Source organism: Kribbella sp. NPDC056951 (assembly GCF_042674205.1).
In the GTDB taxonomy this organism is placed as follows: Bacteria; Actinomycetota; Actinomycetes; order Propionibacteriales; family Kribbellaceae; genus Kribbella; species Kribbella yunnanensis.
The window spans coordinates 137,833-160,399 of sequence record NZ_JBHUQZ010000004.1 but is presented as its reverse complement, the minus strand read 5'-3'; the positions used below and the strand labels follow the sequence as shown (position 1 = coordinate 160,399).

19 protein-coding genes are annotated in these 22,567 nt (G+C 67.5%); 11 read left to right on the top strand and 8 right to left on the bottom strand.

Annotated elements, in window-relative coordinates; all coding sequences use genetic code 11:
* Positions 1–925: 925 nt before the first annotated feature.
* Positions 926–2,131: a tyrosine--tRNA ligase gene (gene tyrS / locus ACFTSF_RS18805; RefSeq protein WP_380154960.1), complete on the bottom strand. Its 1,206-nt coding sequence runs from the start codon at positions 2,129–2,131 to the stop codon at positions 926–928.
* A gap of 209 nt (positions 2,132–2,340) precedes the next feature.
* Between tyrS and idi the strand changes: the two genes are divergently transcribed.
* Positions 2,341–2,907 (top strand): isopentenyl-diphosphate Delta-isomerase, encoded by a 567-nt coding sequence (idi, locus tag ACFTSF_RS18800; RefSeq protein ID WP_380154959.1) that lies wholly within the window; start codon positions 2,341–2,343, stop codon positions 2,905–2,907.
* A 13-nt stretch (positions 2,908–2,920) separates the two neighbouring features.
* Positions 2,921–3,817, top strand: coding sequence for a GNAT family N-acetyltransferase (locus tag ACFTSF_RS18795; protein ID WP_380154958.1), 897 nt, complete (start codon positions 2,921–2,923; stop codon positions 3,815–3,817).
* An 80-nt stretch (positions 3,818–3,897) separates the two neighbouring features.
* Here ACFTSF_RS18795 and ACFTSF_RS18790 read toward each other — a convergent pair whose 3' ends face one another.
* Positions 3,898–4,896, bottom strand: a complete 999-nt coding sequence (locus ACFTSF_RS18790) for a 2-dehydropantoate 2-reductase (RefSeq protein ID WP_380154957.1) — start codon at positions 4,894–4,896, stop codon at positions 3,898–3,900.
* Between the two features lie 22 nt (positions 4,897–4,918).
* On the opposite strand from ACFTSF_RS18790, the gene ACFTSF_RS18785 reads away from it, so the two are divergent.
* A complete protein-coding gene (locus ACFTSF_RS18785) occupies positions 4,919–5,170 on the top strand; it encodes a bacterial transcriptional activator domain-containing protein (protein ID WP_344165364.1) in 252 nt (83 codons plus the stop codon).
* Here ACFTSF_RS18785 and ACFTSF_RS18780 read toward each other — a convergent pair.
* Genes ACFTSF_RS18780 through ACFTSF_RS18760 form a run of 5 tightly spaced genes read right to left on the bottom strand, consistent with a single transcriptional unit; the run spans position 5,167 to position 10,842 of the window.
* The gene (locus ACFTSF_RS18780) at positions 5,167–6,126 is read right to left on the bottom strand and encodes an ABC transporter permease (protein WP_380154956.1); all 960 of its coding nucleotides are present in this window, start codon (positions 6,124–6,126) and stop codon (positions 5,167–5,169) included. The two genes, ACFTSF_RS18785 and ACFTSF_RS18780, sit on opposite strands and share 4 nt — an antisense overlap.
* Positions 6,127–6,136: 10 nt before the next feature.
* The gene (locus ACFTSF_RS18775) at positions 6,137–7,063 is read right to left on the bottom strand and encodes an ABC transporter permease (RefSeq protein WP_380154955.1); all 927 of its coding nucleotides are present in this window, start codon (positions 7,061–7,063) and stop codon (positions 6,137–6,139) included.
* On the bottom strand, positions 7,060–8,073 hold the full coding sequence (locus tag ACFTSF_RS18770) for an ABC transporter ATP-binding protein (protein ID WP_380154954.1): 1,014 nt from the start codon (positions 8,071–8,073) through the stop codon (positions 7,060–7,062). The genes ACFTSF_RS18775 and ACFTSF_RS18770 overlap by 4 nt, the downstream gene beginning before the upstream one ends.
* Positions 8,070–9,044, bottom strand: coding sequence for an ABC transporter ATP-binding protein (locus tag ACFTSF_RS18765; RefSeq protein WP_380154953.1), 975 nt, complete (start codon positions 9,042–9,044; stop codon positions 8,070–8,072). The genes ACFTSF_RS18770 and ACFTSF_RS18765 overlap by 4 nt, the downstream gene beginning before the upstream one ends.
* Positions 9,045–9,048: 4 nt before the next feature.
* On the bottom strand, positions 9,049–10,842 hold the full coding sequence (locus tag ACFTSF_RS18760) for an ABC transporter substrate-binding protein (RefSeq protein ID WP_380154952.1): 1,794 nt from the start codon (positions 10,840–10,842) through the stop codon (positions 9,049–9,051).
* 165 nt (positions 10,843–11,007) lie between these two features.
* Here ACFTSF_RS18760 and ACFTSF_RS18755 point away from each other — a divergent pair, with 165 nt between their 5' ends.
* The 7 genes from ACFTSF_RS18755 to ACFTSF_RS18725 all read left to right on the top strand — a co-directional run bounded on the left by ACFTSF_RS18755 (position 11,008) and on the right by ACFTSF_RS18725 (position 17,959).
* Positions 11,008–11,691: a response regulator transcription factor gene (locus ACFTSF_RS18755; RefSeq protein ID WP_344165348.1), complete on the top strand. Its 684-nt coding sequence runs from the start codon at positions 11,008–11,010 to the stop codon at positions 11,689–11,691.
* A 1-nt stretch (position 11,692) separates the two neighbouring features.
* The gene (locus ACFTSF_RS18750) at positions 11,693–13,102 is read left to right on the top strand and encodes an ATP-binding protein (RefSeq protein ID WP_380154951.1); all 1,410 of its coding nucleotides are present in this window, start codon (positions 11,693–11,695) and stop codon (positions 13,100–13,102) included.
* A gap of 407 nt (positions 13,103–13,509) precedes the next feature.
* Complete coding sequence (locus ACFTSF_RS18745) at positions 13,510–15,108, top strand: ABC-F family ATP-binding cassette domain-containing protein (RefSeq protein ID WP_380154950.1); 1,599 nt, start codon at positions 13,510–13,512, stop codon at positions 15,106–15,108.
* A 42-nt stretch (positions 15,109–15,150) separates the two neighbouring features.
* The gene (locus ACFTSF_RS18740; RefSeq protein ID WP_380154949.1) at positions 15,151–15,576 is read left to right on the top strand and encodes a hypothetical protein; all 426 of its coding nucleotides are present in this window, start codon (positions 15,151–15,153) and stop codon (positions 15,574–15,576) included.
* Positions 15,577–15,748: 172 nt separating this feature from the next.
* Complete coding sequence (locus ACFTSF_RS18735) at positions 15,749–16,183, top strand: hypothetical protein (protein WP_380154948.1); 435 nt, start codon at positions 15,749–15,751, stop codon at positions 16,181–16,183.
* Positions 16,184–16,190: 7 nt separating this feature from the next.
* A complete protein-coding gene (locus ACFTSF_RS18730) occupies positions 16,191–17,333 on the top strand; it encodes a sensor histidine kinase (protein WP_380154947.1) in 1,143 nt (380 codons plus the stop codon).
* On the top strand, positions 17,330–17,959 hold the full coding sequence (locus tag ACFTSF_RS18725; protein WP_380154946.1) for a response regulator: 630 nt from the start codon (positions 17,330–17,332) through the stop codon (positions 17,957–17,959). Before ACFTSF_RS18730 ends, ACFTSF_RS18725 begins: the two co-directional genes overlap by 4 nt.
* On the opposite strand, the gene ACFTSF_RS18720 is transcribed toward ACFTSF_RS18725, so the two are convergent.
* Positions 17,938–18,450: a DinB family protein gene (locus ACFTSF_RS18720; RefSeq protein ID WP_380154945.1), complete on the bottom strand. Its 513-nt coding sequence runs from the start codon at positions 18,448–18,450 to the stop codon at positions 17,938–17,940. The two genes, ACFTSF_RS18725 and ACFTSF_RS18720, sit on opposite strands and share 22 nt — an antisense overlap.
* Positions 18,451–18,625: 175 nt before the next feature.
* Here ACFTSF_RS18720 and ACFTSF_RS18715 point away from each other — a divergent pair, with 175 nt between their 5' ends.
* Positions 18,626–22,567, top strand: a complete 3,942-nt coding sequence (locus ACFTSF_RS18715) for a LamG-like jellyroll fold domain-containing protein (RefSeq protein WP_380154944.1) — start codon at positions 18,626–18,628, stop codon at positions 22,565–22,567.

Below are 22,567 nucleotides of genomic sequence, written 5' to 3'. Positions count from 1 at the left end.
CGCCATCCACCTCCACCACCGCGGCGCCCAGCCACCCGTCCTTGTAGTCGGCCGGCAGCGCCGATCAGCCACAGCCCACGTCCCCGGCCGAGTTCTTCCGCGCCCCACCCCACCCGACCGCCAAATCGGCCACCCGAACTGGCCGCCCAGCTGGCCGGCCTGAACGGCGAGCCGCCGAGCGCGCTTCACAGGGACGCACCTTGTGCACCCACCAACCTTCTGATGCCCACCGAAACGGTCGAACCGTGCTCAAGGTCGCCCCGCCCACCACACCTTGAGCACCCCTCAACCACCCTCCGGCCGCACAAATGGCTGACCCGTGCTCAACGTCGTACCGGATCGGGTGGAGCCCATAACCAACTGCCCTGAGGGCGGACCCAGACGCCATCACAATCGCCCGGAATCCTCCCGCCCCCGCGTGACCACCTCCGCACCCTGCAGTTGTGATGGCCCCCGTGTCCATGCCCCGCGACTGAACCCACCGCACCCCGCGACCGAAGCCACCGTGCGCTCGCGACTGAAGCCACCGTGCGAGTGTGAGGAGTCGGCCGTCGAGTGGGTGGACCGTGTCGCTGGATATCGATTGCCTGCGACATTCTCCTCACACTCGGTGGAACCCCTCGGCCCAGGTGGCGAGCCCCGCGACCGAAGCGACCGTGCGCCCGCGAGTGAAGCCACTGTGCGCTAGCGAGGGAAGCCACCGTGCGGGGCGGTGGTGAGTGGAAGGACCGTGCTGCTGGATTGCGCTTACCGGCGACACGGTTTGCACACTCGGCGGGGAGTCACGTGCTTTCGCGAGCGGGTTCACCGTGCGCCCGCGAGTGGAGCCATCGTGCGCTCGCGGGTGGGGCCATCGTGCGGTCGCGGGTGGGCCACCGCGCTTGCGAGTGGAGCCACCGTGCGTGCGAGTGGGGGCGGTGGGTGGTTAGGGGGTGGGGTGGATTTGGTGCCAGGTTCGGGGGCCGGAGCGGATTACTAGTGGGGTTGCGGGGTCGACCGGGTGGGTGGGGTCGGTGGCTCGGGTGTTGTTGATGGTTACTGCGCCTTGGTGGATCAGGCGGCGGAGTTGCGAGCGGGTTTCGGACGGGCGGACGGCGGCTAGGAGGTCTAGGACGGTGGTTACGGGGTGGTCCAGGACGACAGTGGGGATCTCGGTGGGTTGGGTTCGGTGGGTGAAGGTCTGTTGGAAGGACTGCAGCTCGGTGCGGGCGGTTCCGGCTCCGTGGTAGCGCGTGACCACGGCCGCGGCCAGGCGGAGTTTGGCGTCTCGGGCTGCGGGGCCGCCGGCTTCGGCTGAGGCGGCTAGGGCGGCGACGGTTTCGAGGGGGAGTTCGGTGTAGACGTGGGCGTACGGCTCGACCAGTTCGTCCGGGATGCTCATGAGCTTGCCGAATTTGTCCTGCGGCGTATCGGTCAGACCGATGTAGTTGTTCAAGGACTTCGACTGTTTGGCGCGCCCATCGAGACCCGGCGTGATCGTCGTGGTGATGACAACCTGCGGCGGCATGCCCAAACGCTGCTGGAAGTGCCGACCCAGCTGCTCATTGAACAGCTGATCCGACCCCACGATCGTCAAATCACTCCGCATCGCGAAACTGTCGTACCCCTGCAACACCGGGTACACCAACTCATGTACGCCGATCTCCCGCCCGGCCTCGACCCGCGCCCGGAACATGTCCCGGCTCATCAGCTGCGCCTGTGTCACCTGCCCGAACAACCCGAGCAGTTCCGCGATCCGCATCCCGTCGTACCACTCCGAATTCCGCCGCACCTCGAAGACCGAAGGCTCAGTCCGAAGGACCAAAGAAACCTGCTCCAGGAACGACGAAGCGTTCGCCGAGATCTCTTCAGGGGTCAGCACCGGACGCGTGTCCGAGCGGCCGGTCGGGTCGCCGACGCGGGTGGTGAGGTCGCCGAGCAGGAAGACGACCTGGTGGCCGAGGTCCTGGAGTTGGCGCATCATCCAGAGGTTGACCGCATGACCGAGATGCAGGTCCGGCGCGGTCAAATCGACGCCGTACTTGATCCGCAGCGGCCGACCAGCGGCCAGGCGTTCACACAGGTCGGCTTCGCCGATGATGGCATCGGTCGTACGGCGTAATCGGCCGATCACGGTCAGGGGATCGTTCATAAGGGTGCTCCAAGAAGAAGAATGAATGGAGACACCCAGCGACAGCGCCTCCGGCAACAGAAGAGGAGGCTCTGGATGGAGCGAGGTGGGTACTACCGAACGCCGGCTCCTCCCAGAGCCGGTCGATACGCCACGCCTCGCATAATCACGCCACCAACCTAACACGCACGCATTCGGCCCCGCAGGCGATATCCGCATACCCTCGTGGGGTGACGCAGGAGCTGGTGGTGTTGCTGGACGAACAGGGCCGGTCGATCGGGACCGAGGCCAAGGCGACGGTCCACCATGCCCACACCCCTTTACATCTGGCCTTCTCCAGTTATGTCGTGGACGACCGCGGCCGGGTGCTGATCACCCAGCGCGCGTTCGGCAAACCGACCTGGCCTGGTGTCTGGACGAACAGTTGCTGCGGGCACCCGCTGCCCGGTGAACCGATCGAGGACGCCGTCGTACGGCGGCTGTCCGACGAGCTCGGGATCAGTGACGGTACGGCCGAGCTCGTGCTGCCCGAGTTCCGGTACCGCGCCGAGATGCCGAACGGGATGGTCGAGAACGAGGTCTGCCCGGTCTACCGGGTCCGCTGGTCCGGCGACCCGGAACCCGCTCCGGCCGAGGTCGCGGCGTACCGCTGGATCGAGTGGTCCGAGATCCGCGCCGTACCGGGGTTGTCCCCGTGGGCCGAGTTGCAGCTCGACGAGCTTGACCAGCTCGGCCCGGCGCCGGCCGACTGGGCGGTCGCCGACGAAAACCTGCTGCCACCGGCGGCCCGTCCCTGATAGAACCGTCAGCATGGTGGATATTCGGCCGGTGCTGACCGACGCGGACTACGAGGCCTGGCGGGAAGTGCGCATCGCGGCCATGCCGTACGAGCGCTGCCCGAGCGTGGCGGAGTTGCGTGAGTTGGAGAGCCCGGTGCGCTTGCTGCTCCTGGCCGAGGTGGACGGGAAGGTCGTCGGGCACGGCATGGCCGATCGCTCGTCGGAGGCCGGCCGTGCTGTTGTCGCAGCGCGTGTCCGTCCGGAAGCTCGCCGTCAAGGTGTGGGTACGGCGATACTGCGGCCGCTGGTCGACCATGCCGTTGCCCAGGGCTACGAGTTCGGCGGGACCAGTGTCGACGACGAGGGGTCCTTCGTGTTCGCCCAGCGGTTCGGGTTCACCGAGACCGGGCGGCAGGTCGAGCAGCTCCGCGCGATCGGCGACGAACCGCGGCCGCCCGCACCCACGGCGTACCGGATCGTGTCGGTGGCGGAGCGGCCGGAGCTGTGGGCGCAGGCGTATGAGCAGGTCGCGCTGCCGACGTTCCCGGACATGGACCTGGCCTGGCCGATGCAGGTGTCGCCCGAGGAGTGGGCCACTGAGTGGATCAACGATCCGGCGGCGATGTTCCTGGCGATCGACGGTGACGAGGTGATCGGTCTCGCCGGGCTGATCCCGGATCCCGATCAGCCGCAGCGCGCCGAGGTTGGTTACACCGCCGTACGGCGGGACTGGCGTGGCAAGGGTGTCGCGTCAACGCTGAAGCGGACGAGCGCCGCGTGGGCCGCCGAGAACGGGCTGACCGAGATCTACACGTGGACCCAAGAGGGCAACGCCAACATGCGGGCGCTGAACGAACACCTCGGCTTCCGCTACGGCCTGACCAGCATCACCGTCCGCGGCCCGCTACCCCTACAGGCACCGGAGTAAGTCGCTGGCACAGCTACACCCGCGGCAGCGGATCGGGCTCGCGCCAACTACGCCTGCAGCTCGCGGGCAGGGGCGCGCGGCTACGCCTGCAGCTCGCGGTACAGGTCGGACCCGGACCACGCGCGCCGGTCAACCTCGGCCGCGCGGATGAGCTCGACCAACCGAGCGTTGACGGGGGCGGTTCGGCCGAGCTCGGAGGCGAGGCGGACTACTTCGCCGTTCAGGTAGTCGATCTCGGTGGTTCGGCCGGCTTGCAGGTCTTCCCACATGGACGTCCGGGCCAGCGGGTCGATCGCCAGCATCGCCCCGGCCAGCCGCCGGAACAGGAAGTCCGGCAGCCGCAGAATGGTCGGGAACCGTCGCATCGGCACCCGCAGAATCTGCGCCGGCTCAAGCCCCTTCGCCGCGAGCAACTCCAGCGTCTCAGCCTGAGCCGCCGCCAAACACCTCCGGAACGCCCGCTGCGACAGCTCCTCCCGCAGCGGCACATCCGACAGCGCGTTGATCGGGTTGTTCAGATTCAGCAGCAGCTTTGCCCACTGCACCGGCAGGATGTCGTCGTGCTGCTTGAGCGGCAACCCGGCCTGCTCGAAAGCCTCGACGTACGGCGTCAGTGCCGCGTCCCGCTGGATATCGAGCGCGCCCTCCGTCCCCTGATGGAAATGCCCGCCACCGCTGTTCAGCACGTTGAACGGAACCATCCCGGTCAGGACCCGCTGCTCGGTCAACCGCTCCGCCAGCGTCGAACCGTTCCGGATCCCGTTCTGGAAGCTCACGACCACAGCCCCCGGTTTGAGCACACCGGCGAGCTCGTCGGCGGCAGCCGCGGTCGCGGCGGATTTCACCGTCACCAGGACCAGATCCGCCTCGGCCGCCGCAGCAGGAGCCGTCTCATACCGCACCGATCCAGGCTCGACCCGAAGCTCCGCGCCCAGGTAGTCGGTCAGCCGCAGGCCGTGCGTGGCCAGCTCGGCGGCCATCCGCGGCCGCCCGACGAAAGTCACCGGGCTCCCGCTCGCCGCCAGCCGCCCGCCCACATAACAGCCGATTCCACCAGCTCCATACACGACGATCGCCATCCCAGGAGGCTACGCTGTTGGAATGGCGGAGGGGGATCTGCTGGCGTTGGCCGAGGCCAAGGCCACTGAGGGGCGGGTAGAGGAGAGCATCGCCTTGTATCAGCAGGCGGTGGGCCTCGAACCGCTGCTCGAGGCTGCCCACCGCGCGCTGATCTCGCTGCATCTCATCCAGGGCGACCGCGCGGCCGCCGTCCGCCAGTACGACGCGCTCACCGAGATCCTGGCCGCCGTTCAGTCCATCCCGAGCCCGCAGACGACGGCCCTCCTGTTCTAGTGCAACCGGACTCGCGGGTCTAGGAACGCATAAGCGACATCGACGAGGATGTTCGCGACCACGACCGCGGCCGACGCGAACAGCACGATGCCGATGATCACCGGTAGGTCCTGCCGGTTGATCGCGGTGACCACGGTCTGGCCCAGGCCCGGAAGGCTGAACACGGTCTCGGTCACCACGACACCACCGACCAGCTGCCCGAGGTCGATCCCGAACTGCGTGACCACCGGCGTGAGCGCACTGCGCAGCCCATGCCGGACGACCACCCGAGTCTCCCGGATCCCCTTCGACCGCGCCGTACGGATGTAGTCCTCGCCCAGTACGTCGAGCATCGATCCGCGCGTCAACCGCGTGTACGTCGCCGCCAGCAGCAACGCGAGCGCGATCCACGGCAACACCAGGTGCTGGAGCCAGGCCCCCGGCCCGGCGCTGAACGGTGTGTACCCACCGGCCGGGAACCAGTCGAAACCGGCCAGGGTCAGCTTGAAATACAGGAAGTACAGCAACAGCAGACCGAGCAGGAACGACGGGAACGAGTAGAAGAACAACGCGAACATCGTCAGTCCACGATCGGCCAGCGACCGCGGATGCACCGCCGAGATGACGCCGTTTGTGACCCCGAGGAGCAGCCACAGTACGGCGGCGCCCAGGGCCAGCGACAACGTGACCGGCAAGGCCTGTCCGATGATCGTTGTCACCGGCACCTGGTGGTAGTAGTCGTATCCGAGATCGCCCTGGACGGCGTTCGTGACGAAGTTCAGGTACTGCTTCCAGACCGGAAGGTCGAGACCGAGCCGGTGCTGGATCAGTGCGATCGTCTCCGGGGTGGCCTGGCGGCCGGCCAGCGTCTGCGCAACGTTGCTGGGGGCAATGAAGAACAGCGCGAAGATGGCCATCGAGATCAGCCACAGCACCAGCACCCCGTGCCCGAGGCGACGGAGCAGAAAACGAGCCATCACAAGCCTCCTACGTCCGGTCGGCGCGCGGGTCGAAGGCGTCCCGGACGCCGTCGCCGAACAGGTTGAACGCGAGCGTCGTGATCAGCAGGGCCAGACCGGGGAAGAGGATGTACCACCATGACGTCGTGTAGTAGTTCTGCGACGAGTTGATCATTCCGCCCCAGTCGGCGGTTGGTGGTGGCAGCCCGAGCCCGAGGAACGACAACGTCGCCTGGGTCACGATCACCACCGGCACCAGCAACGTCGTGTAGACGATGACCGGAGCCAGCACATTCGGCAGCACGTCGACGAACATGATCCGGCCGTCACTCGCCCCCAGCGACCGGGCCGCCTCGACGAACTCGCGTTCGCGCAGGGACAGCACCTGGCCGCGCACGATCCGGGCCACCGACGCCCAACTGAAGAAGCCGATCACCAGCACGGTCACGGTCAGGCTCGGCCCGGTGATGGACACCAGGGCGATCGCCACCAGCAGGAACGGGACCGACAGCACCACGTCGATCAGTCGCGTCAAGATCGTGTCGGTGATCCCCCCGAGGAACCCCGCGGCAAGACCCAGTACGACGCCGACCACGACCGTGATCGCGGTCGCGAACACCCCCACCAGCAGCGACACCCTGGCGCCGTACGCGATCCGGACCAGGATGTCCCGGCCCAGATCGTCGGTGCCGAACCAGAAGGTGCCGTTCGGCGCGCGCGGCAACCCCTCCGGCGTCAGGCCGATATCGCGGTACTGCTCGTTCGGCGGATGCCCGGTGATCGCGGCGAAGACCGGCGCGAACACCGCCATCAGCACGATCAGGATGATCACCACGAGCGAGATCATCGCCACCTTGTCTCGCCGCAGCCGCCGCAACGCCAGTACCAGCGGGCTGCGCCCCTCGATCGCCTTCGGCTCGTCCAGTACGTCGACGAGCTCAAGTGCGGCCGTCATGATGCCTGCAGATTCGGTACGGCGGTGGACAGGTCCTCGCCGAGTGTCAACGGATGCAGGCAGGCCGTCCGATGGTCGTCGGTGTCCTCCAGTACGGCGACCAATGGCGGCTCGATCGACGCACAGTCGGCCCGGGCCTTCGGGCACCGCGTGTGGAACCTGCACCCCTCCGGCGGGTTCGTCGCGGCGGGGATGTCGCCCCCGAGGATGATCTGCTCCCTGCTGTCGGCGGTATCCGGGTCGGCGACCGGTAGCGCCGACAGCAGGGCCCGGGTATACGGATGCCGGGTCTGACCGAACAGTTCGTCCGTCGGCGCCAGCTCGGCGATCCTGCCCAGGTACATGACCGCGATCCGGTCGCTCACATGCCGGACCACGGAGAGGTCGTGCGAAATGAACACGTAGGTCAGGTCCAGCTCCCGCTGGAGATCGGCCAGCAGGTTGATGATCTGGGCCTGGATCGACACGTCCAGCGCGGAGACCGGTTCGTCGCAGATGATCAGCTTCGGGCGGAGTGCAAGTGCTCGCGCGACTCCGATTCGTTGCCGTTGGCCCCCGGAGAACTCGGCCGGGAACCTGTTGTAGTGCTCGGGATTCAGGCCGACGAGCTCCATCAGCTCCTGAACTCGCTTCTTCCTTGCGTTGCCGGCGGCAATCCCGTGGATGGCGAACGGGTCGCCGATGATCGAACCGACTCGCCGGCGTGGGTTCAGCGAACCGTACGGGTCCTGGAAGATCACCTGGATCTCCCGGCGGATCGGCCGCATCGCTCGCCGGGACAGGGCGCTGATCTCGGTACCCTCAAACGACACCGAGCCCGACGTCACGTCGTACAGATGAGCCATGCAGCGGGCCAACGACGACTTGCCGCAGCCGGTTTCGCCAACCAGGCCAAGGGTCTCGCCTTTGAAGACCTCGAGCGAGACACCGTCGACTGCCCGGACCACCTCCTTTGAGTGCGTCGGGAATTCCTTACGAACGTTGTCCACTTTCAGCAGTACGTCGTTCATGACGCAATCGCCTCGCTTGCCTGAACCGGGAGCCAGCAGGCCGATTGGTGCCGCGGCCCGATATCGGCCAACGGCGGTGCATCGGTCCGGCACTTGTCGAACACGTGCGGGCAGCGGGACGCGAACGGGCAGCCCTTCGGCAGGCTGATCAGACTCGGCGGACTGCCGGGAATCGGGGTCAGCCGTTCGCCGCTGCGCGCCGGCAGTGACGCGAGCAGTCCCTGGGTGTACGGGTGGTGGTTGCGATAGAAGATGTCCCGGCGTGGTGCCCGCTCCATCACGGTCCCGGCGTACATCACCACGACCTCGTCGGCCATCTCGGCGACCACGCCGAGATCGTGGGTGATCAGGACGATCGCAGTACCGAACTGCTGTTGCAGGCGGCGCATCACGTTCAGGACCTGGGCCTGCACGGTCACGTCGAGTGCGGTGGTCGGCTCGTCCGCGATCAGCAGCGCCGGGTCGAGTGCCATCGCCATCGCGATCATCACCCGCTGCCGCATCCCGCCGGAGAACTGATGCGGGTAGTCGTCGATGCGTTCCTCGGCCCGCGGGATGCCGACCAGCGTGAGCAGCTCGGCGGCTCGTTTCCGGGCATCCTGCTTGCTGATCTCGTGGTCGTGCGCGCGGATCATCTCGACGATCTGCCAGCCGATCCGGTAGTGCGGATGCAGGCTCGACAACGGGTCCTGGAAGATCATCCCGATCCGCGCGCCCCGCAGACGGCGGAGCGTCGACTGGTCCGCGGTGATCAGGTCGGTGCCGTCGAAGTACGCCGTACCGGACACTGTCGCACCGCGGGTCAGACCGGTGACCGTCTGCGTGGACACGCTCTTGCCGGAGCCGGACTCGCCCACCACCGCGAGGGTCTGTCCGGCCTCGACATCGAACGACAGGCCCCGGACGGCGCGGACGGTACCGTCCGGGGTGTCGAAGGAGACCCTTAGGTCCCTTACTTCAAGCAGAGCCATGAGGTCAGCCGCCCTGCTTGTCCTTGGAGAGCCAGACGTTGGCTGGGTCGAAGTTCTGCAGGGATGGCACGTAGACGGCGTTCTGCACCTGGGAGGCGTGATAGTTCGCCTGCTTGTTGTTGGTGAGTGGGAAGAACGGCGCCTGGTCCATCACCCGGGCGTCGGCCTTGGCCCAGAGCTCGGCGGCCTCGTCCTCGGTCTGCGCCTTGGCGGCCTGCTGGATCAGCGTGTTGGTCTCCGCGTCGTCGTACAGGCCGAAGTTGCTGCCGACCGGCGGGAACGCAGCCTTGCCGTAGAACAGCGGCTTGAAGAACGACAGCGCCGCGTTGCCGTACCAGTCCGCGCCCCAGCCGGCCAGGGACATGTCCCAGACACCCTTCTGCGCCACGGTCGGTACCTGCAAGTACTTCACGTAGAAGTCCGAGTTCGGCGACGGTACGCCGGTCACCGTGATCCCGGCCTTCGACAGGTCCTGCTGGATCGTCTGGAACGCCTTGCTGCTGCCCTCGGCCGCGTTGCGGTAGAGGAACTTCAGCGTGAGGTTCGGGTAGCCGGCCTCGGCGAGCAGTTGCTTGGCCTTGTCCGGGTCGTACGGGTACGGGTCGATCTGCTTGGAACCGACGATCACGTCGGGGAGCACGTGGGTGAGCGGGGGAGCGAGCGTCTTGCCGCCGAGCACCTGCAGGACGTGGTCGCGGTTGATCGCGAAGTTGATCGCCTGCCGGACCTTCGGGTTCGCCAGCGCCTTGTTGTTGTTCGGCGAGGCAGTGTTGTAGATGACGTACGGGTTGGAGCCCGCGGTGTCACCGATCTGCAGGTTCGGATCCTTCTTGGCCTGCAATGCCGGCAGCTGCGAGGGCGGTGGCGCGACATCGAACTCCATGTCGGCGTTCGGCGTACCGGTCTGCAGTTGCTGCTGGATCGAGTCCTGGGTCAGACCCTGGGTGACCACGACCTTGTCGACGTACGCCTTGCGGACCGGGTCGCTGCCGGGATCCCAGGCCGGGTTGCGGGAGTAGGTGATCGACTTGCTCGGCACCCATGAGTCGACCTTGTACGGACCGTCGGCGGGGAAGTTGTTGCCGAGCTCGGTGCTGGCCGGGAGGTACTTCAGCGACTCGACCGGAGCCGGCGAGAAGGCCGGCAGCGTCAGCATGTCGACGAAGTAGCTGGCCGGCTGGGTGAGGTGGAAGACGACCGTGCTGTCGTCCTTCGCCTCGACACCGGGCAGCGGGGTCTTCTCGATGTAGTCCTGGATCCCGGCGACCGTCTTCGGCGCCTTGGCGAATCCGTCGGCGAACTTCTGGTAACCCACGATCAGGTCGGCGAAGTCCGGCGTACCGCCGAACGGCTGGACCGGGTTCGCGGTCCGCTTGACGCCGCGGACCACATCGGCCGCGGTGACCTGGCGGGCCGGTGTCGTCCCCCACTTCACGCCCGGACGGATCTTGATCGTGTACGTCTTCCCGTCCGCGCTGATCCCGCCGTTCGCGGTGGTCGGGATCTCCGGCGCGATGTCCGGGACCGGCGTGGTGTTCTTGCCGTTGAGTTCGGCCGGGTAGGTGAACAGCTGGCGGCTCCACAGGCGTAAGCTCAGATAGCCGACGGAGTAGTAGCTGATATTCGGATCCATGTAGTCGACGTCCTGTGCGCCGAGCATGTTCAGCGTTCCACCGGCGACCGGTGCACCGGCGGTGCCACCGGATCCGGTCGGCGATCCGCCGTTGCTGCTGCAGGCGGCGAGCAACAGGCTCGCCACGGCGGCAAGGGATACGGCCGCCAGCCTCTTTCGTGCCATGTGTCCTCCTCCAGGACTGGATGGCCTGAAATTAGGACTTCCGGACCCGGCCGGAACGGCGATCACCCAAGCGTCAAGGAGTTGTCATCTGGCTCCGGGGCGAACATGACGGATTCATGACAGCCGTAACCGCCGTCCGGACCGCTGGTGAGCGACACTGGTCCCGTGGCACACAGCCTGTTGCTGGTCGACGACGAGCCCCGCATCCGCCGGGTACTGCGGCTCGCCCTGGAAGACGAGGGCTACGAGGTCGCGGAGGCGGCCAACGGGTTCGACGCGCTCGCGGCGCTGCGCCGGCAACCACCGGACGTGGTTCTGCTCGACATCATGCTGCCGGACCGGGACGGGTTCGCCGTCTGCCGCGAGATCCGGCGGAACAGCGACGTACCGGTGATCATGGTGACCGCGCGGACCGACAGCCACGACGTGGTCGCCGGTCTGGAGGCTGGTGCGGACGATTACGTGACCAAGCCGCTGGTCGCCAAGGAGCTGTCGGCCCGGATCCGCGCGCTGCTGCGCCGGGTCGAGCCCGCCAACGCGCGGCAGCCCGACGTACTGGTCGTGGGTGATCTGACCATCGACGTACCGGGTGCCGAGGTGACGCGGGGTGACACGGTGCTGCCGCTGACGCGGACCGAGTTCAAGCTGCTCGCCGAGCTGGCCGGTGCCGAGGGGCGGGTGCTGTCGCGGGAGCAGTTGCTGTCGAAGGTGTGGGGCTACGGGTACTTCGGGGACAGCCGGATCGTCGACGTCCACATCCGGCGGTTGCGGCTGAAGATCGAGCATGACCCGGCCAGCCCGACGCACCTGGTGACTGCCCGCGGTCTCGGCTACCGATTGGTGAGCTGAGTTGCGGCTCCTGGGCAGCACGAGTCTGCGCGGGCGGGTGACGATCGCCTACGGCTTGCTCGCGCTCGGGCTGTCGCTGGTGCTCGCGATCGTCACGTGGAGCATCGTCTCGGACTACCTCACCGAACAGCGCCGGGAGTCCGCGATCAGCCAGACCGCCGACAACGCGGCCGCCTTCCGTTACGGTCTGTACGGCGCCTCGACGCCCTGCACGCCCGCCCGGCTGCGCGTGGAGTGCGTTCCGGCGGAGCCAAGACCGGGCGTGACGCCGATGGATGTACTGAACAGCCTGCCGACGAGCGACTCGGCCGCCTCGATGGTCTACGTCGACGGCGAGTGGTACTCGCTGACCGGCCGTCCCGAGGACCTACCGCAGAACCTGATCCAGTCGGCCCGACTGGGGACGGCGACCGACCAGCGGATCGTCGTGAGCGGTCAGCGGGTGCTCGCGGTCGGCGTACCGCTGGAGCGACCGGGGAATGCGCTCTTCGAGTGGCATCCCTTGTCCGGACTGGACGACACCCTGCAGACGCTGCGACTCACCCTGATCGCCGCGACGATCGCGACTCTGCTGGTCGGCCTCGCGGTCGGGCGGCTGGCCAGCACCCTCGCGCTTCGCCCGTTGGCCGAGCTGACCAAAGTCGCCGACGCTGTCGCCCGCGGACGGCTCGACGCTCGCCTGGACGCCGAGCAGGACCGCGACCTCGGCGGTATCGCCCGCTCCTTCAACCAGACCGCCGCCAACCTGGAACGCCGAGTCGCCGCCGACGCCCGTTTCGCCGGCGACGTCAGCCACGAACTCCGCACCCCGCTGATGACCATGCTCAACTCGATGCAACTCATCCAGAACCACCGCGCCGAACTCCCCGAAGCCGTCCGCGAACCAGTCGACCTCCTCGGCGACGACCTCGACCGCTTCCGCCGCCTGGTCATCGACCTCCTGGAGATCTCCCGAGACGACGGCGGCGACCGCGGCAGCCGCGAAATCGTCCGCATCGCCGACCTCGTCCGCGCCGCCGCCGACGCCACCGCCGGCCGCCCCATCACCACCGTCGAACCCCGCGCCGAATTCCTCGTCATGCAAGCCGACAAACGCCGCCTCGAACGCGTCATCGCCAACCTCGTAGAAAACGCCGAAGACCACGCCGGCGGCTGCAAAGGCGTCACCGTAGCCCCCGGCGGCCTAGGCGTCATCATCACCGTGGACGACGCCGGCCCCGGCATCGCCCCCGAAGACCGGGACCGAATCTTCGAACGCTTCGGCCGAGGCGAAACCAGCGGCCGAGGCCGCGGCGTAGGCCTAGGCCTGGCCATAGTCGCCCGCCACGTCATGTGGCACCAAGGCACCATCCAAGTAACCACCAGCCCCACCAACGGCGCCCGCTTCGCCATCGAACTACCAGCCAAATAACCCCAGCACCCTCCCTCGCGCTCCGCGCTCCCCGCGCCCCGAACGCCAGCAGCCGACCCACCGTCGGCGTGCCTCCGCCCAGCGCCTTGAGCACCCACCAACCACTTCGCGCCTTCCGCGACGACTGATCCGTGCCCAAGGTGACTTTCGTGGATCACCTTGGGCGCCCACCAGCCACGTCTTGCGTCGATTCGTGGTTGAGGGGTGCACAACGTCGGATGGCGTGGTTGTGGTGGGGCGCGTCGGCCTTGTGCACCGCTCAGGTCGGGTGGTGGGTGGAAAATGGTTGGTGCGTGCTCAAGGTGGGCATTTAGTGTGGGGGCATGGCTACTTGCCTCTGTGTCTAGGTGTGCGACCCGCTTCCGTACCCGAAGTGTGTCCGCATGCCTTCACAGAGAGTTATAGTCATGATCACCGTCAGTGGTGTAGATCTTCGCGTCGGCGCTCGTTTGTTGCTGTCCGACCTTTCGTTTCATGTCGGCCCGGGGGATCGGGTCGGGCTTGTCGGGCGTAATGGCGCCGGCAAGACCACGTTGTTGAGGACGCTTGCGGGGGAAGAGCGGCCCGCGGCGGGGACTGTCACGGTTGCCGGGTCTGTCGGCTACCTGCCGCAGGATCCTCGCGCGGCCGACCCCGGTACGACGGTCACCGATCGGATCCTGTCCGCTCGTGACCTCGACACGGCGATCCGCGACCTGCGGAAAGCCGAAGCGGCCATGAGTACGGCGACTGGTGCCGCCCAGGAGCGCGCGATGGCGGCGTACGCGCGAGCCGAGACGCGGTTTCAGGCGGGCGGCGGTTACGCCGCGGAGGCTGAGGCGGCTCGGTTGGCCGGGGGTGTTGGGTTGCCGGTGCGGGCGTTGGAGCAGCCGGTGGGGGAGTTGTCCGGTGGGCAGCGGCGGCGGGTTGAGTTGGCGCGGATCCTGTTCGCGCAGCATGAGACGCTGCTGCTCGATGAGCCGACCAACCACTTGGACGCCGACTCGGTCGTATGGTTGCGGTCGTTCCTGCTCGGGTACCCGGGTGGGCTGATCGTGATCAGCCACGATCGGGAGTTGCTCAAGGCAACGGTTAACCGCGTGTTCCACCTGGACCCGCAGCGGATCACGATCGACGTGCACAACACCGGCTGGAACAAGTATCTGCAGCAGCTCGAGCTCGACGAACGCCGCCGGACGCGGGAGCGGAACACGGCCGAGCGCAAGGCCGCGATCCTGCATGCCCAGTCGCGCAAGATGATGGCCGGCGCGAACACGACCGTTGCCGCGCGCAACATGGCGCGCCGGGCCGACAAACTCCTGTCCGGACTCGAACCAGCACGCCGTACCGACCGGGTAGCCAAGATCCGGCTGCCCGAGCCTGCACCGTCCGGCAAGACGCCGCTGACCGCTCAAGGCCTCAAGAAGGCGTACGGCGGTCTGCAGGTACTCGACGGTGTGGACCTGGCTATCGACCGCGGCAGCAGAGTCGTCGTACTGGGCCTCAACGGCGCAGGCAAGACCACGCTGTTGCGGCTGCTCGCGGGTCGGGAAGAGGCGGACGCGGGCCGCGTCGTACCCGGTCATGGTCTGAGGCTCGGGTACTTCGCGCAGGAGCACGACACCCTGGACCTGGCAGGGACGGTCCGGCAGAACCTGGCGGCGGTTGCGCCCGGTCTGACCGACGGTGAGGTTCGGAACGTGCTCGGCTCGTTCCTGTTCAGCGGCGACGACGTGGACAAGCCGGCCGGCGTACTGTCCGGTGGCGAGAAGACCCGGCTGGCCCTGGCCGGTCTGGTCCACTCCGGCGCCAATGTGCTCCTGCTCGACGAGCCGACCAACAACCTGGATCCTGCCTCCCGTGACGAGGTCCTGGGCGCGGTTGGCAGCTACCCGGGCGCGATCGTGATGGTCACCCACGACGAGGGTGCCATCGAGGCACTGCGTCCGGACCGGGTCCTGATCCTGCCCGACGCCGACGAGGATCTGTGGTCCGACGACTACCTTTCCTTGGTCTCGCTGGCCTGAGAGTGGCCTGAGATTGGCCTGATGCTCGGATAGCTTCGGCCCGTGAGGAATCGTTCGGGACTGGCGGCGCTGGCCTTGGTGCTGGCGTCGCCAACCGCCCTGTCCGGCTGCGGCTGTGGCGTTGAGCTGTCGGTGGAGCCGGTGACCATCGTCGGCCATGGTCGGCGGACCGTCGACATGCCGCTCGAAGCACGACTGACCAAGGACGGTGATCCAGTCGTCGGCGTCAAGGTGGAGTTCTCCGCGCTGGGCCCGAACGGCGTGGTTCTCGGCGTAGTCGCCACCGGATCCGACGGCGTCGCGCGCATCGAGGGCCGGCGTGCGCTGGGCCCGGATTCCATCAACGGCGTGCACGGTCAGACCTGGACCAGCTACCGAGCGAAGGTCTTCATCCTGCAATCGACCGACGGGGCCGGCGACGCGGTCTGCGCCGAACCAGCCGAGGCTCCCTTCAAGTTCACGCCCTGACCTCAACCCCAGGGTTGAGGCCGAGGTTCCACCCGGGAGCGAACTGCGGGCTGACGTCACCGAGGTTCTTTCCGAGGAGATTGGAGACAACGAAAACTCCTCGGAAAGGACCCTGAAATGTCGGCCCACGTCCTACTCGCGATCTTGGTGGCGGGCTTCGTGCTGGGTGCGGGTGGTCGGGCGGCAGCTCACCGGCTCGCTGGTCTCGCAGCGCTCGTTGTTCTTGATGCCGGGCGTCCTGCTCACCATCGGACTGCTCACGCTGTGGCCGGTCCTCGGCCAGGCGTCGCCTGGTGAGGTCGCCTTCCTCCTGCTCGACTGCGTGGTCCTGGTCGGCTTCGGCGTCGCCCGCGGCGCCAGCCTGCGACTCACCAGCACCCCGGACGGACTCTGGCAGAAGGGCACCGGTACGACGCTCCTGCTGTGGCTGCTGACGATCGGGATCCGGATCGGCGGTGCGCTGGTCTCGCAGGCGATCTGGCCGCACAACGCGGTGAGCGAGGCCTCGCTGGTCTTCACCATCGGCGTCACGATCGCGGCTCAGAGCGCGATGATCTACCGCCGGGCCCAGCAGTTGCACATCCCGCTGGTAGCTCAGCGGGCATGATGAGACCGTGGAACTGACACTCCAGGACCGGGTACGGCGCTCTGCCGGACCCGGCATGGTGTTGCGTGCACTGCCCAGCGTGCTCGTCGTGTTCACGGTCGTCACGGCCGACGACGTGCGTCGGCTGCCTTTCCCGGTGCTCATCGCGCTCGCGGCAATCGTTGTCGTCAGCAACGGCTGGCTGCTCTTCCTGCAGGACGGTGAGCCGATTGGGCGCCGGGCGATCGCGCTGCTGGCGTTTGCGATCGCCGGCTCGCTGCTGTGGTTCGGGCTGCCGTCGAGCCCACTGATCGCCCTGCCGTACTGGGCCGCCCGCATGGCCGTTCGCTATCACCGCGCCGGTCCCGCGGAGTGGGTCGTCGTCGGCATCGCCACGCTCGGCGCCGGTCTTCCGCTGTACCTGTCCACGGACTCCGTCGGCGTGGCGTTCGGCGCCGTCTTCGGCATGGCCGCGCTGGTCCTCGCGTCGACCAACCGTCGCAATCGCGAGGTCCAGTTGGAGGAACGCGAGGTCTCGCTCGCCCGCAAACAGACGGCGCTCGAGGAACACGGTCGCGCGGCGGCGTTGGCCGAGCGGGCGCGGATTGCGCGCGACGTCCACGACGTACTGGCGCATTCACTGGCGGGGCTGTCGCTGAACCTGCAGGGCGCGCGGTTGATGCTGGTTCGCGACGGTGCGTCGGCGGAGGCGATCGAGCAGGTGACGCGGGCGCAAGGGCTCGCGGCCGAAGGACTGGCCGAGGCGCGGCGGGCGGTCGCGGCGCTGCGGGAGGATGCAGTCCCCGACGAACGAGCGCTCGCCGATCTCGTCACGGCGTACCGGCTGGACAGTGGCACCGCGGATTTCGAGATCGTCGGTACGCCGCGGGAGCTGCCGGCCGAGGTGATGACCGCGCTGTACCGGACGCTCCAGGAGGCCCTCGCCAATACGCGCAAACACGCGGTGGGCGCGCCGGTGGCGGCGACGTTGGAGTACGGCGAAGATGTCCGGCTCACTGTGGCGGACCGCCCGGGGCGGCGGCCGGATCGCGCCGCGCCGGGCGGTTATGGTCTGGTCGGGATGCGGGAACGGGCCGAGTTGCTGGGTGGTTCGCTGGTGGCCGGGCCGACCGCGGAGGGTTGGCGCGTCGAGCTGAAGGTGCCGGGATGAGTGTGCGGGTCGTGGTTGCCGACGATCAGCGGGTGGTTCGCGACGGCCTGGTGACGTTGCTGAAGCTGCTGCCCGGTATCGACGTGGTCGCGGCCGCCTCCGACGGCGCCGAAGCGGTCCAGTTGGTGGCCGAGCACAATCCGGACGTGTTGCTCGTCGACCTGCGGATGCCGAACGTCGACGGTGTCGAAGCGACCCGCCAGGTCCGCGCCGAGTACCCGCGGACCGAGGTCGTCGTACTCACGACGTACAGCGATGACGACTCGGTGCTGTCCGCCCTGCGCGCGGGTGCCCGCGGATTCCTCACCAAGGACGCCGATGCCGAAGCGATCGGCCGTGCCCTCGAAGCCGCGGCCGCAGGTCAGTCCATCCTCGACGCAGACGTCCAGCGCCGCCTGATCGAAGGCGCCACTGAGGCCCCGAAGCCGGTCGACACCGGTCTCACCCCACGCGAGCTCGACGTACTGCGCCTGATCGCCGAAGGGCTCTCCAACACCGAGATCGCCCGCCACCTGGTCGTCAGCGAGGCGACGGTGAAGACCCACATCAACCACCTGTTCGCCAAGGCCAACCTCCGTGACCGAGCCCAGGCCGTCGCCTACGCCTACCGGCTCGGTCTCGCCTGACGAATCGCGTCCAGCAGGAGATCGAGATGCCCGCGATGCTGCGCGGTCTCCTCGATCATGTGCAGGTAGACCCACCGCAGGTTCACAAACTGCTCCCCGAACGACGCCCGCTTCGCCTGCTCGTCCAGCGAACTGATCCGCCCCGCGACCGCGCGACTGGTCGCGCACGCATCGACGTACAGCTTGCGCAGCTCGACCACGGTCTGCTCGGCCGCCGAGTGCCACTCCCAGTCGGGGTCCTGGTCGAAGGGTGCTGACCGCCACGGCTCAGAGCTCGGTACGTCGAGCAGTTTGCGGTGGAACCACAAGTCTTCCACGGCCGCGAGATGCTTGACGATCCCGCCGACGGTCATGTCGGTAGCGCCGAGGACCCGGGTGGCCGCCTCGGTGTCCGACACCTCGTCGAGTGCCTTCAAGACGCGGTCCCGGTGGAAGTCGAGGAACTGTTCGAGGGCGTCGCGCTCGTCCGCGGTCGTACTGGGATAAGTCACCGCTCAAGTTTCGCTCAAGAAACTTGAGGCGGTGGAAATTTACGGTGGCAGCGCCCAGCGGTGAGTTCACACCGCGTGCCCGCCTATTTGTGAGGCTTCTATGTTCGGTCACCCGCCACTGAGACGTCTGACCACCACTTTGCTCACGGCCCTAGCTCTGCTGGCCACTACCGCGATGACCGCCCAGGCGGCGGATGAGCCGCCGGACGGCGAGCTCCCGCCCCGCACGTGTCCCACCTTCAACGGCGATCCCACCGCCGCGGACGAGTTCGAGGCGTACCAGCTCGCGCTCGCCTGCAACCGCAACGTCGAGGTGCTGTCGTTGCGCGATATCGACCGGCAGGCGTTCGCGACGCCCGCCGGTGTGCTCGACACCCAGATCGCGGTTGAGCCGTACTGGGTGCAGAACTCCGCGGGCGCCTGGGTCGACATCGACCCGACGCTGGCCGCGCGACCGGACGGGTCCGCGCAGGCGGCCGCGACGGTGATCCGCATCGAGACCGGCGCCGGCGGTACGACGCCGTTCGTGACCGCCACCGATCCGGACGGCGGCGTACTGTCGCTGACTTGGCCGAAGGGCCCGCTGCCCAAGCCGGTGATCAGCGGCGCGGTGGCGACCTTCCCGAATGTGCTTCCGGATGTAGACCTCGCCGTGCAGGCCGAGGCCGTCGGCTTCTCTTGGGTGCTCGTGGTGAAGACCCCCGAGGCGGCCGAGAACCCGGAGCTGGAAACGATCCGGGTCGGCATCACCACCACCGGGCTGACCGTGCGAGAAGACCCTGAGTCGGGGCGGATCGACGTACTGGATGCTGACGGTGACGTCATCTTCGAGGCCGGCCAGGGCATCATGTGGGACTCCACACCCGCCGGAGCGCGCAAGCAGACGGCGGCCGATCCCGCTCGGATCGGCGATGTCGACGTACAGAAGACCGCGACGGGTCTCACCTTGGTTCCGGACACGAAGATGCTGGCTGACCGGACGCTGAGGTTCCCGCTGTACATCGACCCGCCGTTCACGTCGACGCGCAAGGCGTGGGCGAACGTGTTTCAGGGTCGCCCGAGCCAGGGCTGGACGGGAGACAGCAGCTGGCCGCGATCCGGTGGTATGCGGGTCGGCAACGACACCTGGAGCACTTGTGGTGACGGCTGCGGCCTGTGGCGCTCGGCGATCAAACTCGACATCGGCAAGCTGAAGGGGAAGTACATCGCTTCAGCCAGCGTCAACATGCTCCAGACGCACACCGGCGGTTGCGGCGACCAAGGCCTGCAGCTGTGGCGCACCGGCGAGATCTCGAACGGAACGTCCTGGAAGAACGTCAACTGGTGGTACGGCGCTCCGTTGCAATCCAAGACCGTGCCTTCGTCGAACACGACCGGCTGCTCCGGCAAGTCCGACGAATGGGTCGAGTTCGACGGCGCGAACGTCAAGAAGCGGGTCCAGTCGGCGGCTGCACACAAGGACTCCACCATCACCTTCGGTCTGCGGTCGTCCAACGAGTCGTCTCGGGACGCTTGGCGGCGGATCAAGACCTCAAGCGTCAAGCTGCACGTCACGTACTACATCTACCCGCCACACCCGGATCGGCTGACCGTCGACGGCACCGCGTGCGACCCGACCGAATCCGGCTCGCCGTGGATCAACGAGCGCTTCCCGACCTTCTCGTCACGCGTGCGGACCTCGGAGTCGGACTCGGTCTACTGGCGATTCCGGGTCCGCAAATCGGCCTCGGAGACCAACTTCCACTACTACCGCACACCGGCCCCCGTCGCTGCGTCCCCGCAGTCCAAGAAGAGTACGACGTCGCTCCCCGACGGGCCGTACAAGTGGCAGGCGCGCAGCGACTCGCGGCAGAGCGAGGCCGTGAACTCGGGCTACACGAACTACTGCTACTTCCGGGTGGACGCCACCACGCCGACCGTTCCTGCGGTGACCGGACCGACGGGGGCCGTCACCGAAGGATCGACCGTGAATCTCGCGGTGTCGGCGAACGACCCGACCGTCAACGGTTCCCGCTCGGGCCTGAACCGCTTCGAGTACTCGTGGAACACCGATGCCTTCGACCAGAAGACCGCCTCGACCGGTACGGCGACCATCTCGCGCCCGGCGGTCACCGCGGGCCGGCATGTCCTGTACGTCCGCTCGGTGGACACCGCGGGCAACAAGTCGAAGCACAAGGTGTTCACGTTCTTCGCGGGCCGCACCATCCCGAAGACGCCGATGGCCGCCTGGCCGCTCGGCAGCGATCTGGTCGACGACACGAGCCATGGCAAGGACATGACCGTGCTCACCGGCGACCCGGCGTTCGTGACCGACACCGTCGATCCCACCAACTCCGCGGTCGAGTTCGACGGCAACGACTGCCTCAAGGCACCCACTGCGATCCGCACGGACGCCGCGTTCAGCGTCGCCCTGTCGGTCCGGATGGACGCCATGAACACCACCGGCTACACAAAGGTGCTTGCCCAGGGCAACACGATTCACTCGATGTACCAGATCCAGCACAACGGGGTGGACAACACCTGGTCCTTCTCGCTGGTCGACGCACCCGGTGACACGTACGGGTGGAAGAGCGTCACCGTTGCCAACCCGGTTGCTCTCGGCAAGTGGTTGCGCATCGTCGCGACGTACGATCCGGATGCCGGACTGCAGCGGATCTACCTCAACGGCACCCTCGCCGGAGAACGCGCCGTGAGCTTCACGCCGTGGAACGCCACCGGCTTCTTCAGCCTCGGCTGCCTGCCCACCTCGAGCGGCGGCGCTTCGCACGCGTTCACCGGCGCGGTGGACAACGTGGGTGTCTGGCAAGGCCTGATGACCCCAGCCGAGATCACGGCTGGAGCGAAACTCCCGTACGGCGAGATCGCGCACTGGGACCTTCGCGGCGACGGCACGGACTCCAGCGGATTCGGTCGCGATCTGACCCTGCCCGCCTCGGCCGAACAGTCCTTCGACCCGTTCGGTCGCCCGGACGGCGCGCTGGTTCTCGACGGTCAGTCGTGCGCCACGACGAGTACGCCGATCGTTCCGTCGGACACGCCGTTCGGCATCGGTGCCTGGGTGAAACCCGAGCAGGTCAAGGGCGGACGCCAGGTGCTGTTCTCCCAGGCGGACTCCGCCGGGGACGGTTTCGCGATGATGATCACCGCCGAAGGCAGGTGGGAGCTGGGATCGCTGTCCCAGATCGGCCTGACGACCATGGGCACTCGGTCGGCGGGAGGCATGTACATCGCACCGAAGGTCGGCTGGCAGTACGTCGAGTTCCAGTACCACGGCAATGCGAAATGGACGGCCAGTGTCGACGGCCGCGATGGCGAAATCTGGACCCGTGGTCTGCCCGGTCGCGCGGATGCACCGCTGACCGTTGGTTGCCACAAGACGGGTGACTTCTTCAAGGGCCTGATCCACGACGTCCAGGTGTGGCGTGGGGTCAAGCCGACGTACTCGCTGAAGGAATCCGCGCCGGCGGAGGTTGCCTCGTGGTGGGCGCTGGAGGAGACCGGCGTCGACGAGTCCGGGAAGGGCCGCAACCTGACCTTCACTGGCACACCGCGGTACAACGACGGCTTCTGGGACAACCCGGACAGCGCTCTCGAGTTGGACGGCACGAACTACGCGGCGACGACAACGCCGGTGGTCAACACCGATGAGTCGTTCACCGTCGGAGCCTGGGTGCGACTCGACGCGCTCGATGTGCACCAGACGATCGTGGCGGCAGGCGGTGCGCACAACACCGCGCTCCGGTTGCGGTACAGCCCGACGTACCAGCGCTTTGAGTTCGGTATGGCAGCGCAGGACGTCGCCGACAGCACGACTCATTGGACGAGTGGCGGTCCGGCGCCGACGGTCGGTACCTGGTACTTCGTCGTCGGCAGTTTCAACCTGCGCACCAAGGCCATGCGGCTGTACGTCAACGGCGACGAGGTCGGGGGCACCACAGGCCCGGCCAGCCCGTGGAAGGCTGCGGGGCCGCTGGCGATCGGTGCCCATGACACAACCACCGGCTCACCTTCGCACTACTTGAAGGGCCGGGTGGACGACGTCGTGGTCTGGCACAGCACGGTCTCTGCCAAAGCCGTCAAGAACATGTTCGGCACCAACGAGACGGTGGTGAGTTGA